Origin of the sequence: uncultured Marivita sp., from assembly GCF_947488135.1 — a bacterium.
GTDB lineage: Bacteria > Pseudomonadota > Alphaproteobacteria > Rhodobacterales > Rhodobacteraceae > Marivita.
The window spans coordinates 522,255-537,538 of sequence record NZ_CANKYW010000002.1 but is presented as its reverse complement, the minus strand read 5'-3'; the positions used below and the strand labels follow the sequence as shown (position 1 = coordinate 537,538).

Here is a 15,284-nt window from a genome sequence, read left to right as displayed (position 1 = left end):
AAACCCTCAAACGGTTATGGAACGATCGTACAGGGCACCGGGGCGACCTGAACCAGAGACCCCGCGACAGAGCCGAACACCCGAGTGGACAAGCCACCATCGCCGTCCCGCCCGATGACCATCTGCGTCGCGCCTTCCTTCTTGGCGATGTCACACAGGGTCTTGGCGACGTGGCCGTATTTGATCTGCGTGTCGATCGGGATACCGGCTTCGGAGATCGTCTTCTTCAAAGGTGCCATCAGCGCCGTTTCCGCGCGCTCCAGCTCTTCGGTGCGGCGGGCGTGCCGCTCTTCGATCTCTTGCGGCGTCAGGAAGGAATAGGGCGACCATTCCAGCACGTGAACGATGAGGATGCTGCCACCCTGCGCCTTGGCCCGTGCAACGGCAAAGTCGAGCGCGCGCTTGGACACATCGCTGCCGTCATAACCAACGACAAATTTCTCAGACATACTGTCCCCCTTTTTGGAGCTTTTCCCGGTCTACACGCCGGTCCGTTAACGCTAGCACCTTCCTGCAAGGCAGTTCGCCTAAAAAATGCAACTTGACGGAGAAAACGGCGTAAAAGAGACCGCTCTTTAAGTCTTTTCGGACAAATATTCGCCAAGTTGCGGAGTCTTTCACCGGGCGTAAAACGTTCCGCGAAAAGCCCTTACGTAAGCTGCGCAATGCTGTCGCAGGCGGGGGCAAACCTGCATTGCCGATCTATCTTATTTCCTGACAGAAACACTTTCCCTCTGAGGATAGTTACAATGGACACACTCATACTTTCGCGCATCCAATTCGGTGCGAATATCTCGTTTCACATCCTGTTTCCGACGATCACGATTGCCCTGGGCTGGGTGCTCTTGTTCTTCAAATTACGCTTTTCGCGCACCGGAGATCAGAAGTGGCTCGAAGCGTATCGCTTCTGGGTCAAGGTCTTTGCGCTCAGCTTTGCGATGGGTGTCGTGTCCGGCATCACCATGTCTTTCCAGTTCGGCACCAACTGGCCGGGCTTCATGGAAAGCGTCGGCAATATCGCGGGACCATTGCTGGCCTACGAAGTGATGACCGCGTTCTTCCTTGAAGCTGTGTTCCTGGGCATCATGCTCTTCGGCATGTCCAAGGTGCCGAGCTGGCTGCACACGCTGTCCACGTTCCTTGTGGCCTTCGGGACGACCATGTCGGCCTTCTGGATCCTCGTTCTGAACAGCTGGATGCACACCCCAGCCGGGTTCGAGATGCGCGATGGTGTGGCCTTCGCGACAGATTGGTTCGCGATCATCTTCAACCCCTCGATGCCCTATCGCCTTGTCCACATGCTTTTGGCCTCTGGCCTGACCGTGGCGTTCCTGCTCGCCGGTCTCAGCGCCTTCCGATGGCTGATCGGCGACCGGTCCGACGGCGTGCGCGCGACGATCAAGACCGGTCTGACCATCGGCGCCGTGTTGATCCCGCTGCAAATCCTGGCGGGCGATTTCCACGGCCTCAATACGCTTGAGCACCAGCCGCAGAAAGTGGCTGCGATGGAAGGCAACTGGGAAACCGGGCCGAACGTCCCGCTGGTCCTGTTTGCGATCCCGAACGAGGAAACCCGCTCCAACGATTTCGAGATCGGCATTCCGAACGGTGCGTCGCTGATCCTCAAACACTCGCCGGATGGCGTTGTGCCGGGCCTCAACGATTTTGTGGCCGAGGATGGCACGGTTCAGCACCCACCCGTGGCACCGGTATTCTTCAGCTTCCGCATCATGGTGGCGACCGGCATGGCGATGCTGTTGCTCAGTTGGGCCAGCGTATTCTTCATGGCCCGCAAACGGCGCGGCGTCGAAGGGCTGCCGAAGCCGCTGCTTTACGCGATGGTGCCGATGGCCTTTTCGGGTTGGCTCGCCACGTTGGCAGGATGGTATACGACCGAGATTGGTCGTCAGCCGTGGCTTGTTCAGGGCGTTCTAACAACCGAAGCCGCTGTGGCAGACGTCCCGGCACCGATGGTGGCCTCGACGCTGATCGTCTACCTCGCGATCTATGCAGCCCTGCTGACCGCCTATATCGGGGTGCTCTTCTATCTTGCGCGCAAGGCAGCGAAGGGCGAACCCCTTGGTCCGCGTGTGCCCGTCGCGCAAGCGGCGCAAGTCACCGTGGCAGCGGAGTAGCGTCATGTACCTGTTCGGAGACCCCGCCACCTGGCTGCCCTTGGCTTTCGCCGCCCTGCTGGGCCTGTCGATCCTGATCTACGTCGTTCTGGACGGGTTCGACCTTGGCGTCGGGGTTTTGTTCCCCTTCGCCGATCCCGATGAGAAAGACCGGATGATCGCCTCCATCGGTCCGTTCTGGGACGCGAATGAAACGTGGCTGGTTCTGGCCATCGGTATCCTGCTGGTGGCCTTCCCAACCGCGCACGGCACCATCCTGACTGCGCTCTACATGCCGGTTGCGGTAATGTTGATCGGATTGATCCTGCGTGGCGTGTCGTTCGAATTTCGGGTCAAGGCTCCCGCGGGCCACAAGCGATCCTGGGACCGCGCCTTTTACATCGGGTCGATGATGACCTCGCTCAGCCAAGGGTACATGCTAGGCATGTATATCATGGGGCTAGACGTCACGGCCTTCACTCTTGCCTTTTCAGCAGGGACTGCGGTGTTCCTGACTGTGGCCTATTCGTTCATTGGGGCGACATGGCTGATCCTGAAAACCGAAGGCGCGTTGCAGCTCAAGGCCGTGACCTGGTCGAAGGGTGGCATCTGGGGCGTCGTGTTGGGGCTTGGCGCGATCTCGGTCGCGTCGCCGCTGGTCAGCCCGCGTATCTTCGACAAATGGTTCTCAATGCCGGAGTTTTTCCTGCTGCTGCCGCTACCCCTGATGTCGGGCGCGCTGATCGTGCTCTTGTGGCTGGCGTTGCGCCGCTTGCCGACAAGCGACGATAGCTTTGCGTGGTTCCCGTTCGCGGCGACAATCGTGCTCTTCGTGCTGGGCTTTTTCGGGATGGCGTATTCGTTCTACCCGTTCATCGTGCCGGACCAGATCACCATCTACGAAGCGGCCAGCGCTCCGGAAAGCCTGTTCATCATCCTGATCGGAACGCTTTTCGTGCTGCCGATGATCCTGGGCTATACCGCGCTTGCCTATACCGTGTTCCGGGGCAAGGCGACTGCGCTCAGCTACGACTAGGAACCCGTTGGCGGCCCTTGGCCGTAAGCCGGAACATCTCGTCCCCGTCGAACACCGCAACGGTCAGCGGGCGCCCATACCCGGCGCCCGTGTCCAGATTGACCCGGTTGTGATAACGTTCGGGTTCATCGACCGGCGTATGCCCATGCACCACAACCGCGCCGTGATCGCGGCGGTCGGCGTGAAACTCCTGACGGATCCACAGCAGGTCGTTCTCGTCCTGCTGGTCGAGGTCGATACCGGGACGAATGCCGGCGTGGACGAAGAAGAAGTCATTTTCGCGGTGAAAGGTTTTCAGATTGCGCAGGAATGCCTTGTGCGTGTCCGGCACGGCCTCCCGCAACAGGTTCGCCAGTTCTCTCTGACGAATGCGCTCGGGTGGATAAACATCGTAGGACGCGATGGTTTCGGTGCCGCCGATGGCATTGTGAAACCAGTCATAGCCGACCAGAAGATGCGGGTCGTTGCGCGGCCCGTCGGGGTGGATGAACCACTCGAAGAAGCGGTCGTGGTTGCCCTTGAGGCACACCCAATCGCGCCCTTCCGCCAGCCCGGTGACAAGCGTGTCGATCACGCCCCGGCTGTCCGGTCCACGGTCGACGTAGTCGCCAACAAAGACCACCCGAGCATCGGCACCGCCATCCGCCTCGACCCAGGCCAGAGCCTCTTCGAGCATGGCAGACTGGCCGTGAATATCCCCAAAAGCGTAAAGAGCGCGTGTCATGCGCGCTCTTTCGCATGGGTCAGGGTTGGGTGCAATCGACGGGCCGATCAGGCCACGTCGAATTGAAGCGGCTTGACCTGCCGGAACATCCCCGTGTCGTGAAGTTTCTTCACCACGTCGGCCGGAACAGGCTCATCGACATAGAGCAAGGCAATCGCTTCGCCCTTCGCGACCGAGCGGCCAAGGGTGAAGTTGGCGATGTTCACGTTGTTCTGACCAAGCGTCATGCCCAGCGTGCCGATGATGCCGGGCACGTCTTCGTTGGTGGTGTAGATCATGTGCTCCCCGATCTCGGCGTCGATATTGATACCCTTGATCTGGATGAACCGCGGTTTGCCGTCGCTGAACACGGTCCCGGCAATCGACCGCTCGCGGCTGTCGGTGACGACAGTCACCTTGACGTAGCCATCGAAGGCGCCCGACTTGGCCTGGTTCGTGGTCGAAATCTTGATCCCACGCTCCTTCGCGATCAACGGCGCGGATACCATGTTCACGTCCGGGTTGGCGCGCTTCATGATCCCGGCGATGACCGAACAGTTCAGCGCCTCGAGGTTCATCTCGGACACGGCCCCGTCGTAAAGGATGTTGATCGCCTTGATCGGCTCGTCGGTCATCTGGCCGATAAAGCTGCCCAGATGATCGGACAGCTTGATCCACGGCCCCATGATCTTGGCCTCTTCGGCGGTCACCGACGGCATGTTGAGTGCGTTTTCCACGGCACCGGTCAGCAGGTAATTCGCCATCTGTTCGGCCACCTGAAGCGCGACGTTTTCCTGTGCTTCGGTTGTGGCCGCGCCAAGGTGCGGTGTGCAGACCACGTTGGGCAGACCGAAGAGCGGGTTTTCCCTGGCCGGCTCCTCGCTGAACACATCAAACGCAGCGCCGGCAACGTGGCCCGACTTAAGCAATTCGGCCAACGCGGCCTCGTCGACCAGACCGCCCCGGGCACAGTTGATGATCCGCACGCCTTTCTTGGTCTTGGCAAGGTTCTCGGCCGACAGGATGTTTTTGGTCTGGTCGGTCAGTGGCACGTGCAGCGTGATGAAATCGGCGCGCTTGAGCAGATCGTCCAGATCGACCTTTTCGACCTGCATCTGCTTGGCCTTCTCTTCGCCAAGGAACGGATCGTAGGCGATGACCTTCATCTTGAGACCGCGTGCACGGTCGCAGACGATGCCACCAATATTGCCCGCACCGATCACGCCCAGCGTCTTGCCGGTCAACTCGACCCCCATGAACTTGGACTTTTCCCACTTGCCCGCATGGGTCGAGGCCGACGCTTCGGGGATTTGGCGCGCACAGGCGAACATCATGGCGATGGCATGTTCGGCGGTGGTGATCATGTTGCCGAAGGGCGTGTTCATGACGATCACGCCTTTCTTGGAGGCCGCTTCCTTGTCGATGTTGTCGGTGCCGATCCCGGCGCGACCGATCACCTTGAGATTGGTCGCGTTCTCGAGAATCGTTGGCGTGACCTTTGTGGCGGATCGGATGGCAAGACCATCGTACTGGCCGATCACTTCGGCCAGTTTGTCCTTGTCCTTGCCGAGGTCGGGTTGGAAATCCACGTCGATGCCGCGATCCTTGAAGATCTGAACAGCCGCGTCGGAGAGTTTGTCAGAGATGAGTACACGGGGGGCCATATCATTGGTCCTTTTGAATATCGGGGAAAGGTGCGCGAGATCACGCACCCTACTGATGTTGGAAAGGGGAGGCGGTGCTCGCACGCACCGCTTTCGTTACGCCGCCTTTGCGAGCGCATCGATCTCGGCATGAAACGCCCAGTCAAGCCACGGCAACATCGCTTCGATGTCCGAGGTTTCGACTGTGCCACCACACCAGATGCGCAGACCGGCAGGCGCGTCACGATAGGCCCCGATGTCGAGCGCGACACCTTCCGCCTCGAGCCGCTTGGCGACCGCCTTGGCAAATGCCGCGCCATCGGTGATCCGGTCATCGGTGAACTTCAGGCAAACCGACGTGTTTGACCGCGTGGCCGGATCATCGGCCAGATTGGCAATCCAGTCGTTGGCCTCACAGAAATCCCAGATCGCCTGAGCATTGGCGTCGGCCCGTGCCATCAGACCCTTGAGACCGCCCACGGAGCGTGCCCAGTCCAGTGCCAGCAGGTAATCCTCCACCGCGAGCATCGACGGCGTGTTGATCGTCTCGCCGACAAAGATGCCGTCGATCAGCTTGCCGCCCTTGGTCAGGCGGAAAATCTTGGGCAACGGCCATGCGGGCGTGTAGCTTTCCAGCCGTTCCACCGCGCGGGGGCTCAGGATCAGCATGCCATGCGCCGCTTCGCCGCCCAGCACTTTCTGCCAGGAGAACGTCGTCACATCGAGCTTATCCCACGGAAGATCCTGCGCAAAGGCGGCCGAGGTCGCGTCGCAGATCGTGAGACCTTCGCGATCCGCCGGGATCATGTCGCCATGCGGCATCCGCACGCCCGAGGTGGTGCCGTTCCAGGTGAACACAACATCGGTGTCGTAATCCACCGCCGCCATATCGACGATCTGGCCATAGTCGGCGGTTTTCACATCGGCGTCGATCTTGAGCTGCTTGACCACATCGGTGACCCAGCCTGCGCCAAAGGATTCCCAGGCGACCATCGTCGCCTTGCGAACACCCAGCAGCGACCACATCGCCATCTCGACAGCACCCGTGTCGGATGCGGGCACGATACCGATCTTGTAATCGGCGGGCACGCCAAGCAATTCGCGCGTCTCTTCAATCGCGGCCTTGAGCTTGGCCTTACCGACAGCAGCCCGGTGAGACCGGCCCAAGGGCGCGTCGGCAAGTTTGTTCAATTCGAAAACGGGGGGTTTGGCACAGGGGCCAGAGGAGAAACGCGGATTAGCCGGCCGCGTTGATGGTTTGCGCACGCTTCCGTGCGACGCCGGTTTTGCAATAGCCATTGATGCTACCCTTCCAGATAAGCGCCCCTCGTTGGGGAGGGGTGTCCCACCGCTGCGTTTATGCGGGGGACGCGGGCCACGCAAGTCGGAAAATGCAGCCGATGTGACGCATTCGAGACTCCCGTTGCAGCCCGTGTTGCGGATCGGAAACTTTCTCGAACGCTGCGCTGATGCCATCGCCGGATGCCTCCGGCGGGCGGTATTGGTAAGGTAAGAGGCTAGGAGCAACGCGCAGGTTCCATCTGGTCTTTTCGCGCCCTGCTATGTACATCGCCGCGACCCGCCGCTTAGGAGCCTGCCATGTTCACCGCATCCTTGATCGCCAAACCCGGCGCACTCGATCCTGCTTTGGCCGAAGCGTTGCGCAATGCGTGGGGCGGTGGTGATCTCATCTGGCTGTCCCCCGACGAGGCGGCGGAATTCGACATGGCGGCAGTCCCCGACACTGCAGAAGCAAGCTGGAGCGCCTTGCAGGACCAGGGCGTCGATCTGGCGATCCAGCCCAAAGAGGGCCGACGCAAGGCCGTGCTTCTGGCGGATATGGACAGCACGATGATCCGGCAGGAATGCATCGACGAGCTTGCAGAGGTTGCGGGCGTCGGTGCGCATGTGAAAGAGATCACCGCCCGCGCGATGAACGGCGAGTTGGACTTCGAAGGCGCGCTGATCGAACGGGTGCGGCTTCTCGCGGGATTGCCGGAAACCGTCATCGGCGAAGTGCTCGACTCGCGGATCACCCTGATGCCCGGCGGCCGCGCGCTTGTGGCAACGATGAAAGCTCATGGGGCTTACGCGGCCCTGGTCTCGGGTGGGTTCACCGCCTTCACCGCCCGCGTCGCCAAGACACTCGGGTTCGATGAAAACCGGGCCAATACGCTTCTGACCGACAACGGCATCCTCACCGGCGATGTGCAGCGACCGATTCTCGGGCGCGATGCCAAGGTGAGCGCGCTGGAAGACATCAGCGCACGGCTTGGCGTGAACGAAGAGGATGTCCTGGCCGTGGGCGACGGCGCCAACGACCTTGGCATGTTGCAGCGAGCCGGTTCAGGTGTCGCGTTGCACGCCAAGCCAAGCGTACAGGCGCAGGCTAAGCTGCGGATCAACCACGGCGATCTGACCGCACTGCTGTACCTACAAGGCTACAGCCGTGACGCGTTCGTCACGCCAGAAGGCCCGGCGCAGGTCTGATCTCGCCCGTCACCAACCCGTCCCAATTGTGGATCGTTGGATTTAGGAACGCCTTTACCTCTGGGTTCTCGGCATCGAGCACGTCAAGCCGCACCAGAAGCGCCGCAATCGCACACTCGGCCGCCCGCGTCGCACCATCGGCAGCCTTGATCGCGATCCCAAGACCCAGCGTCGGTAGAATGGCGATGAAGTAGCCTTCCGCCCCGGTCTTCAGCGCCACGGGGTCCTTGGCCGCCCGCATCAGCCGGGTGCAGGCACGCCCTTCGCCCGCGACCAAGTCGGGATGCGTGTGCATCGCCTCAACCAGCCTTGCGGCAGCAGTGCTCATCGTATCGGACCTTTGCCCGGCGGTCGCGAACCACGCCATTGCGCGCGCCATCCCGTGCATCGTCGTCGCGAAGTTGGGGGCAGAGCACCCATCGATCCCGAACCCCGGACTGGCCTGATCCGTGACCGTCTCGAACGCATCGAGGCAGGCTTTCTGTACCGGATGATCCGGGTCCACGTATTCCGGCCCCGCGCCCAGATGCTGCGCCAGCGTCAGGAACCCGGCGTGTTTGCCCGAGCAATTGTTATGAACCCGGCACGGCGATTCATGCGCGCGGATCATCTCGAGCTTGAGATCCGTATCGCGGCTGACCTGCGGGCCGCAGCGCAAGGCATCGTCCCCCAGACCGAGGTCGGACAGCCAGCGGTTCACACGCTCCACATGGATCGGCGCGCCTTGGTGCGATGCGCAGGCCAATGCAAGTTGCTCCGTGGTCAATCCCCGCGCGTCGGCAGCCCCCGATGTCAGCAGCGGCAGGGCCTGGATCATCTTCGAGGAACTGCGCGGCAGCACGACGGCGTCCGGGTCTCCCCAGGCCGACAGGATCTGGCCTGAGCCGTCGCAGATGACGGCGTGTCCGACATGATGGCTTTCGTGAAACGGGCCGCGCCAGACCTCGGCGAGCGATGCAGGTTGTGCCATGGGTTCGCTCCTTTCGGATTGGGCAAGAATCTGCCAATTGGGCTTTCAAGAGGACCGTAAATCAGGCTAATCTGACAAGGTCGAGAGCAAAGTTGCAGTGACATAAGGGGATGCTAAACCCATACTGTGACGGAGAAACGAGTTGAGGCTAAGGACAGTCTGGAGGCTGGACGCATGAAATCATGGATTGGCGGGGCGGTGATCGGCGCAATGTCGCTGGTAACGGCTGGCGCAGGTGTCGCGCAGGAAACAAGCACCAACCGCGTGAACGCCATCACCGACTGGAGCGTGTTCGAGGGACAGGACCCGCGCGAATGCTGGGCGGTGACGACGTATAAGGAAAGCGTGAACACGCGCGGCGGTCGCGTCGTGGCGGTGACGCGGGGCGAAATTCTACTGATGGTGTTCTACCGTCCCGGGGCCGAGGTTCAGGGTCAGTTGGCATTCACCGGAGGATATCCGTTCGCACCCGGATCGACCGTGAACGTCAATATTGGCGGGACGGAATTCGAGCTTTTCACCGAAGGCGAATGGGCTTGGCCCGCCACACCGCAGGATGACGCAAAGATCGTAACCGCGATGAAGCGCGGCGCGGACGCGGTTCTCACGGCGCAGTCATCGCGTGGGACGGTGACGAAAGACACGTTCTCGCTTTTGGGCTTCACGGCCGCAGTAGAGGACGCCGAGAAACGCTGCGCGTCCTGACGCTTTTTTTGCCAACGCGCAATCCACAGGTCGGGCAGTTTTGTCCGGCCTTTTTCTTTTTCTCGGCGCAGGCAATAGCAGCTGCGCAGTTTCGCGCTTGCAATAAAACTATATTTCTAGTTATGTAGTTTTATGAACAGGACTCAGATCATCGCACGCAGTCTCTCTGCACTTGGCCACGATGCCAGGCTTCAGATCTTTCGCGTATTGGTCAGGGCGGGTCATTCCGGCCTGACGGTGAGCCAGATCGCGGACCACCTTGGGCTTCCGGCGTCGACCCAGGCGCATCACCTCAAGATGCTGGTGGAAGCGGGCCTCGTGACACAAACCCGCAACGGGCGCGAGGTGATCAACACCGTCGATTACGACAAGATGAATGCGGTGATCGGATTCCTGTCCGACGAATGCTGCATCGGTTTTGACGCAGCCGAAGACGACACCGCCGCCTGAGCAAAGGACCCAGCCATGGCCGATCTTTCTTCCACGACTCCCCCGAACCCGATCTGGGTTTCGGTCAAAAAACAGAAGGTCTGGATCGCCTCTGGCGTGATCCTGCTTCTGATCGCACTTATCGCGCCATCGCAGGCCGGGGAAAGCGCGGGTTTTGTCGCGCAATCCTTGCTCAACACCGGGCCTTTTCTGCTCTTGTCCATCGGTGTCGCGGCCTGGGCAGGGGCGACGGGTGCGGACAATCTGATCGCCCGCGCCTTCACCGGGTCGCCGGTTCTGATGATTTTCCTCGCCGCTTTGGCCGGCGGCCTGTCGCCCTTCTGTTCCTGCGGCGTCATCCCCTTGATCGCGGCATTGCTGACGATGGGCGTGCCCTTGTCTGCCGTGATGGCCTTCTGGCTGGCGTCCCCGATCATGGATCCGTCGATGTTCCTGCTGACATCAGGCGTTCTCGGATTCGAGTTTGCCATCGCGAAAACGCTTGCCGCGGTCGGCCTTGGCATGGCGGGCGGGCTCATCGTCCTCGCGCTTGGAGGCAGCCACATCCTGCACGACGCGTTGCGCGAAGGCGTGGGCAATGGCGGCTGCGGATCGGCCCGGATCCGCAACCCCAAACCGGTGGTCTGGCGCTTTTGGCAGCATTCCGATCGTGTCGAGAAGTTCGGGAAAGAGGCGTGGAAAACCACACTGTTCCTCGCGCAATGGCTCACGCTGGCCTTCCTGCTGGAAAGCTTGATGCTCGCCTATATCCCGGCGGAGACCATCACATCCGTTCTTGGCGGCACCGGAATCGGCCCGATCGCCATTGCAACGGTCGTCGGCGTCCCGGCATATCTCAACGGCTATGCAGCCCTGCCCCTGATCAGCGGTTTGATGGAGCAAGGCATGGCATCCGGCGCTGGTCTCGCCTTTCTTGTCGCGGGCGGTGTCACATCGCTCCCCGCCGCGATCGCGGTGTGGGCACTGGTCAAACCGCGCGTGTTCACGCTCTACATCGCCATCTCGCTTGGCGGCGCGTTCCTGATCGGCCTAGCCTACCAAGGCTGGACAATGCTCTGATCAGAGCCGTCCGGACTTCTGGATCACCCGTTCGCGAAGGTCGATCCACGATGGACACCGGTCATCTTCATCGGCATTTCCTCGGCTGCCTGGTCGCGAATCTTTTCGATACGCGCCTGGGCCGCCTCACCCTTGGTCGCGTCTGTATACTTTGTAACCACGACGAAGTTGTGCTTGCCTGTCCGGATCATGTCGACGCTTTCGGCTCCGAGGTTCATGACCATAGGGACATATTTGTCCCGAGCCAAAGCCTCCATATCGTCGGTCCAATCCGTCGTGTCCCAATGCGAAACTGAAAAATATGCCACTTTAATTCCCCCCGGTTAAAAGAACCCATAATGGGATCCAGAGGGCAATCATGACACGGCGCGCAAGTTTACCCTAGGTAAATCCCCCGGAGCCATGAAATCTGCAAGCACGCCATCTTTGCCGTTTCCCCTTTGGCAAAGCGCAAAGAATCCTATATGTGCCTCATCTCTTTTCGAGAAAGGCTGACCCAATGACCGGCTCTGCACCGATCACGCAAGACGTTCTGACCATCCCGCGCAAGACGCCCGAAGGCGACAAGACGAACATCGTCGGCCTGACCCGTCCGGCCCTGCGGGATGCGCTGATCGCGATGGGCACGCCCGAAAAGCAAGCGAAGATGCGGGTGAACCAGATCTGGCAATGGGTCTACCAATGGGGCGTGCGGGATTTCCACGCGATGACGAACCTCGCCAAGGGATACCGCGCGCAACTGGACGACGCGTTCGACATCGCCGTTCCCGAGATGGTCTCCAAGAACGTCTCGGCCGATGGAACCCGCAAGTACCTTGTCCGCATCGCGGGCGGGCACGAGGTCGAGGTTGTATATATCCCCGAAACCGACCGCGGCACGCTTTGCATTTCGTCCCAGGTCGGATGCACGCTCACCTGTTCCTTCTGTCACACCGGCACACAAAAGCTGGTGCGCAACCTGACCGCCGGGGAAATCATCGGACAGGTCATGCTGGCGCGCGATGATCTGGGTGAATGGCCCGAACCCGGTGTCGGCACCGGCGAAAACGGTCCGCGCCTTCTGTCGAACATCGTGCTCATGGGCATGGGCGAACCGCTCTACAATTTCGACAACGTCCGCGACGCGATGAAGATCGCGATGGACGGCGAAGGCATCGCCCTCTCGCGCCGACGGATCACGCTGTCCACATCCGGTGTCGTGCCCGAGATCGCCAAGACGGCCGAGGAGATCGGCTGCCTTCTGGCCGTCAGCTTCCACGCCACCACGGATGAGGTGCGCGACAAGCTTGTCCCAATCAACAAGCGCTGGAACATCGAAACCCTGCTCGACGCGCTGCGCGAGTATCCGAAAAAGTCGAACTCCGAACGCATCACCTTCGAATATGTGATGCTCAAGGACGTGAACGACAGCGACGAAGACGCGCGCCGTCTGGTCAAGCTGATCCAGGGCATCCCCGCCAAAATCAACCTGATCCCCTTCAATGAATGGCCCGGCGCGCCCTACGAACGCTCGGACTGGAGCCGCATCGAATCCTTCGCCGACATCATCTACAAGGCGGGCTATGCCAGCCCCATCCGCACCCCGCGCGGCGAGGACATCATGGCGGCCTGCGGGCAGTTGAAGTCAGCCACCGAACGCGCCCGCAAGAGCAAGGCACAGATCGCGGCGGAAACGAGGACCAACTAATTCGGGCTTTGCCTTAGCGATACAGTCATTTTTGAACCGATCTGTTTCAGCCTGTAAACGTCTGGACGGCATTCCAAGTATGCGCGCCATGTCTTGTGTGATGTGTCGCTGATCTTCACTTTATGGACTTGGTACATTTTGGAGCCCAAAGTAGACATCGGCATCGCGCTGCTGTTACTTTCCACTTGGTGCTTTCTGATCATCGCGATGACGTTTGGATCAAGGTCGGATGCACGGCTCGACTTCGGAGTCTCCGATGGCTCATTTCCCAAAAGCTGAAACTCCGAACAGGCGTGGCGCATCTGCGCCTTGGTCTTGTCCTCTCCCATCCCGACAACGTTGATACCCTTGGACCGGATATACCTGGCCAAGTGGGAGAAATCGGCATCCGAACTGCACATGACGACTGATTGGACGGGATTGGTCAGGACATGATCGGTTGCCTCCACGGCGATCAGAACATCCGTCGCATTTTTCCCGTCACCGGAGTAGACCAACTGGAACGAAAAGGCATCGCGCCAGCACTCAATCGTCTGTTTGTTTCCATAGACCTTTGCAACGGATAAGCGCCCGAGGCTTCTGGCAATTCGAACGATCCTGCCAGCAAATGACGAAGGCACATTATCCCCGTCTACAAACACTGCCACCAAGTCCGACATAGCAACAACATCCAGAAATTCCGCGCTGAAGTGAACATGAGCAATTGGGCCACATTTTGACGTTCGCAGGTGAAATCACCGATCATCGCGTCATTGCATCGAACTTGCTCTCATGAGCACCGCTCCAAACGAATGCTGCTATCAAACGGGAATAGGCACCGCTTGGTTAAAGAGCAGCACTTATTCCGACCTACTGCATTGCCAAATCCCAGCCTTCCCATCACTGGCAGCTCTATGTTTTCGTTTGGCAAAAGGTTCACGCCCATAACCACGGTGCGGTTCGTTGTAGCGGTTTTGAACAGGGACACGGTGAAACTGTCGGACCTCTAATGACGTCCAGCCATGACCGTCGTGTAAATCACGCCGTACTTTCGCTCCTGACACGCATAATCACCCAAGAGAGTGAAATCACTACAAGGCATCCGCTCAACTTTCAGTTCCAATTGCTTTACTGCAACGGGGTCAAGTTCCCGCGCTTCTTCAACGCGATCGTTCCACCAAAACAACGCGGTTCGTCGGCAATCTTCAAAGAGCGATCCGTCCAGAATTTCGAGGCACCGAAACAAGTAGGGGGTGGCACAAACAAGCACGCTTTCAGCACTTGAGGCGCGGCGAACACATTGCGTAAGCGCTTGCGCAGACGCAGCCGAGTAGACCTCAGGTATATCGATTTCTGCGCCCGAGGGCCCTACCGAGAAAATAAGGCTCAAAGCCCATAGACTTACGCATCTTGCTCTCATCACTACCTCCGCTTCACGGCCCCAGATAAACTCAAGAACGATGACAATTTTACGGTCGGATGAGATCCTTCGTCAGGCAGGTATCCGACCGACGGTCCCACGCGCGATTCATTTCAATATATTTCCGATTGTTTTTGTCGGATAAATTGCGTATGCGGTTACCTTAAATGCACCAACCGGACCAAACCCATGCTGCACTCGCAGATTTCAGTCCCTCTCAAATCCTTGCGCGCGCCTGAACAGCGAGTCGTGACGATGCTGCGGGCATGGCAGAACGGCGAGGCGGCCCAGGCCGAGGTCTGGACGTCGCTCTGCCGCTCCATGAGTACGGGTCGGGCGCGGTCCTGCCTTCAGGCGTTCGAACATATGCTGATGTTGCTGCGCAAACATGGCTGGAAACCGCTGTCGATCCACCCCGCTGATCACGCCCAAGCGTCGGCGGACGAAGCCGATCTTGCCCGCTTCGTGATGGCCGCGACCGAACAGGAACGGGACCTTGCCTTGGCACAGGCCACCTTTCTTGTGTCAGGATCAGCAATCCTGCCCCTGCTCTGCGCCGCATCCCGCTTCGGTCTGCCGCTGCTGTGCGAAGAGTGCCGGTTGCGGGTCCTGTCGCCGCCCCCGCCCAATCTACACTAAGTTCGGTCACCTCCTGATCGAAAATCACCCAGCAGGCCCTTGACCTTCCAGTCACTGGAAACCCTATCTGATCCTCATGACAGAAGGATCACACCCATGACCACACTCCGCTTCGCTGTCGAAAACCTGAGCTGCGCCGGATGCACCGGCGGGGTGGAGCGCGCATTGCTGGACAGGCGGTCCTCGAAAGCTCGGAACGCGTCTTGCGCGAGGCCGATGTGGACACCGGCCCGATCCTGAGCGATCTGGCCACTTTGCCCAAAGCTGACTGAGCTTCTTCTTTTTCCAAATATGCACTCCGCCGCATGCCAAGAAAGCCGCGATTGGAGAGGTATCGCAAACCTGACAACCGGCGCATCTTTCCGTCAACGGAAAGACTCGATGCGTCA

16 protein-coding genes are annotated in these 15,284 nt (G+C 59.9%); 9 read left to right on the top strand and 7 right to left on the bottom strand.

Annotation, left to right across the window (positions count from 1 at the left end; all coding sequences use genetic code 11):
- Positions 1-14 precede the first annotated feature (14 nt).
- On the bottom strand, positions 15-449 hold the full coding sequence (locus Q1B16_RS09730; RefSeq protein ID WP_299787219.1) for a universal stress protein: 435 nt from the start codon (positions 447-449) through the stop codon (positions 15-17).
- Between the two features lie 300 nt (positions 450-749).
- Between Q1B16_RS09730 and Q1B16_RS09725 the strand changes: the two genes are divergently transcribed.
- Together Q1B16_RS09725 and Q1B16_RS09720 are read left to right on the top strand one after the other, a co-directional pair.
- Positions 750-2,135 carry a cytochrome ubiquinol oxidase subunit I gene (locus Q1B16_RS09725; protein ID WP_299787216.1) on the top strand — a complete coding sequence of 462 codons (1,386 nt, stop codon included), beginning with the start codon at positions 750-752 and terminating at the stop codon, positions 2,133-2,135.
- A 4-nt stretch (positions 2,136-2,139) separates the two neighbouring features.
- A complete protein-coding gene (locus Q1B16_RS09720) occupies positions 2,140-3,150 on the top strand; it encodes a cytochrome d ubiquinol oxidase subunit II (protein ID WP_299787212.1) in 1,011 nt (336 codons plus the stop codon).
- Here Q1B16_RS09720 and Q1B16_RS09715 read toward each other — a convergent pair.
- The 3 genes from Q1B16_RS09715 to Q1B16_RS09705 form a co-directional block, all read right to left on the bottom strand.
- Positions 3,137-3,874 (bottom strand): metallophosphoesterase family protein, encoded by a 738-nt coding sequence (locus tag Q1B16_RS09715; protein ID WP_299787209.1) that lies wholly within the window; start codon positions 3,872-3,874, stop codon positions 3,137-3,139. The two genes, Q1B16_RS09720 and Q1B16_RS09715, sit on opposite strands and share 14 nt — an antisense overlap.
- Positions 3,875-3,921: 47 nt before the next feature.
- Complete coding sequence (gene serA, locus Q1B16_RS09710; RefSeq protein ID WP_299787206.1) at positions 3,922-5,517, bottom strand: phosphoglycerate dehydrogenase; 1,596 nt, start codon at positions 5,515-5,517, stop codon at positions 3,922-3,924.
- A gap of 96 nt (positions 5,518-5,613) precedes the next feature.
- Entirely contained in the window at positions 5,614-6,795 is a 1,182-nt protein-coding gene (locus Q1B16_RS09705) for a phosphoserine transaminase (protein WP_299787204.1), read from the bottom strand.
- A 300-nt stretch (positions 6,796-7,095) separates the two neighbouring features.
- On the opposite strand from Q1B16_RS09705, the gene serB reads away from it, so the two are divergent.
- Positions 7,096-7,986 (top strand): phosphoserine phosphatase SerB, encoded by an 891-nt coding sequence (gene serB / locus Q1B16_RS09700; protein WP_299787201.1) that lies wholly within the window; start codon positions 7,096-7,098, stop codon positions 7,984-7,986.
- On the opposite strand, the gene Q1B16_RS09695 is transcribed toward serB, so the two are convergent.
- Positions 7,958-8,956 (bottom strand): asparaginase, encoded by a 999-nt coding sequence (locus tag Q1B16_RS09695; RefSeq protein ID WP_299787198.1) that lies wholly within the window; start codon positions 8,954-8,956, stop codon positions 7,958-7,960. The two genes, serB and Q1B16_RS09695, sit on opposite strands and share 29 nt — an antisense overlap.
- Positions 8,957-9,130: 174 nt before the next feature.
- Here Q1B16_RS09695 and Q1B16_RS09690 point away from each other — a divergent pair, with 174 nt between their 5' ends.
- From Q1B16_RS09690 to Q1B16_RS09680, 3 genes are all read left to right on the top strand, one after another.
- Positions 9,131-9,661 (top strand): invasion associated locus B family protein, encoded by a 531-nt coding sequence (locus Q1B16_RS09690; RefSeq protein WP_299787195.1) that lies wholly within the window; start codon positions 9,131-9,133, stop codon positions 9,659-9,661.
- A 132-nt stretch (positions 9,662-9,793) separates the two neighbouring features.
- Positions 9,794-10,111, top strand: coding sequence for a metalloregulator ArsR/SmtB family transcription factor (locus Q1B16_RS09685; protein WP_299787192.1), 318 nt, complete (start codon positions 9,794-9,796; stop codon positions 10,109-10,111).
- 15 nt (positions 10,112-10,126) lie between these two features.
- Positions 10,127-11,170: a permease gene (locus tag Q1B16_RS09680; protein WP_299787189.1), complete on the top strand. Its 1,044-nt coding sequence runs from the start codon at positions 10,127-10,129 to the stop codon at positions 11,168-11,170.
- A gap of 23 nt (positions 11,171-11,193) precedes the next feature.
- Here Q1B16_RS09680 and Q1B16_RS09675 read toward each other — a convergent pair whose 3' ends face one another.
- Positions 11,194-11,478, bottom strand: coding sequence for a hypothetical protein (locus Q1B16_RS09675; protein WP_299787186.1), 285 nt, complete (start codon positions 11,476-11,478; stop codon positions 11,194-11,196).
- A gap of 191 nt (positions 11,479-11,669) precedes the next feature.
- Between Q1B16_RS09675 and rlmN the strand changes: the two genes are divergently transcribed.
- Entirely contained in the window at positions 11,670-12,857 is a 1,188-nt protein-coding gene (rlmN, locus tag Q1B16_RS09670) for a 23S rRNA (adenine(2503)-C(2))-methyltransferase RlmN (protein WP_299787183.1), read from the top strand.
- Here the strand turns inward: rlmN and Q1B16_RS09665 are convergent.
- A complete protein-coding gene (locus tag Q1B16_RS09665) occupies positions 12,854-13,516 on the bottom strand; it encodes an NYN domain-containing protein (protein ID WP_299787180.1) in 663 nt (220 codons plus the stop codon). The genes rlmN and Q1B16_RS09665 overlap by 4 nt on opposite strands.
- Positions 13,517-14,445: 929 nt before the next feature.
- On the opposite strand from Q1B16_RS09665, the gene Q1B16_RS09660 reads away from it, so the two are divergent.
- Together Q1B16_RS09660 and Q1B16_RS09655 are read left to right on the top strand one after the other, a co-directional pair.
- On the top strand, positions 14,446-14,895 hold the full coding sequence (locus Q1B16_RS09660) for a hypothetical protein (RefSeq protein ID WP_299787177.1): 450 nt from the start codon (positions 14,446-14,448) through the stop codon (positions 14,893-14,895).
- Positions 14,896-15,035: 140 nt separating this feature from the next.
- Positions 15,036-15,167: a hypothetical protein gene (locus Q1B16_RS09655; protein ID WP_299787174.1), complete on the top strand. Its 132-nt coding sequence runs from the start codon at positions 15,036-15,038 to the stop codon at positions 15,165-15,167.
- The last annotated feature ends 117 nt before the right edge of the window (positions 15,168-15,284 follow it).

Excerpts from the sequence above, each read along its gene's own strand:
- Q1B16_RS09730 (WP_299787219.1), bottom strand. The coding sequence starts at position 449 with ATGTCTGAGAAATTTGTCGTTGGTTATGACGGCAGCGATGTGTCCAAG.
- Q1B16_RS09725 (WP_299787216.1), top strand. The coding sequence starts at position 750 with ATGGACACACTCATACTTTCGCGCATCCAATTCGGTGCGAATATCTCG.
- Q1B16_RS09720 (WP_299787212.1), top strand. The coding sequence starts at position 2,140 with ATGTACCTGTTCGGAGACCCCGCCACCTGGCTGCCCTTGGCTTTCGCC.
- Q1B16_RS09715 (WP_299787209.1), bottom strand. The coding sequence starts at position 3,874 with ATGACACGCGCTCTTTACGCTTTTGGGGATATTCACGGCCAGTCTGCC.
- serA (WP_299787206.1), bottom strand. The coding sequence starts at position 5,517 with ATGGCCCCCCGTGTACTCATCTCTGACAAACTCTCCGACGCGGCTGTT.
- Q1B16_RS09705 (WP_299787204.1), bottom strand. The coding sequence starts at position 6,795 with ATGGCTATTGCAAAACCGGCGTCGCACGGAAGCGTGCGCAAACCATCA.
- serB (WP_299787201.1), top strand. The coding sequence starts at position 7,096 with ATGTTCACCGCATCCTTGATCGCCAAACCCGGCGCACTCGATCCTGCT.
- Q1B16_RS09695 (WP_299787198.1), bottom strand. The coding sequence starts at position 8,956 with ATGGCACAACCTGCATCGCTCGCCGAGGTCTGGCGCGGCCCGTTTCAC.
- Q1B16_RS09690 (WP_299787195.1), top strand. The coding sequence starts at position 9,131 with ATGAAATCATGGATTGGCGGGGCGGTGATCGGCGCAATGTCGCTGGTA.
- Q1B16_RS09685 (WP_299787192.1), top strand. The coding sequence starts at position 9,794 with ATGAACAGGACTCAGATCATCGCACGCAGTCTCTCTGCACTTGGCCAC.
- Q1B16_RS09680 (WP_299787189.1), top strand. The coding sequence starts at position 10,127 with ATGGCCGATCTTTCTTCCACGACTCCCCCGAACCCGATCTGGGTTTCG.
- rlmN (WP_299787183.1), top strand. The coding sequence starts at position 11,670 with ATGACCGGCTCTGCACCGATCACGCAAGACGTTCTGACCATCCCGCGC.
- Q1B16_RS09665 (WP_299787180.1), bottom strand. The coding sequence starts at position 13,516 with ATGTCGGACTTGGTGGCAGTGTTTGTAGACGGGGATAATGTGCCTTCG.
- Q1B16_RS09660 (WP_299787177.1), top strand. The coding sequence starts at position 14,446 with ATGCTGCACTCGCAGATTTCAGTCCCTCTCAAATCCTTGCGCGCGCCT.
- Q1B16_RS09655 (WP_299787174.1), top strand. The coding sequence starts at position 15,036 with ATGCACCGGCGGGGTGGAGCGCGCATTGCTGGACAGGCGGTCCTCGAA.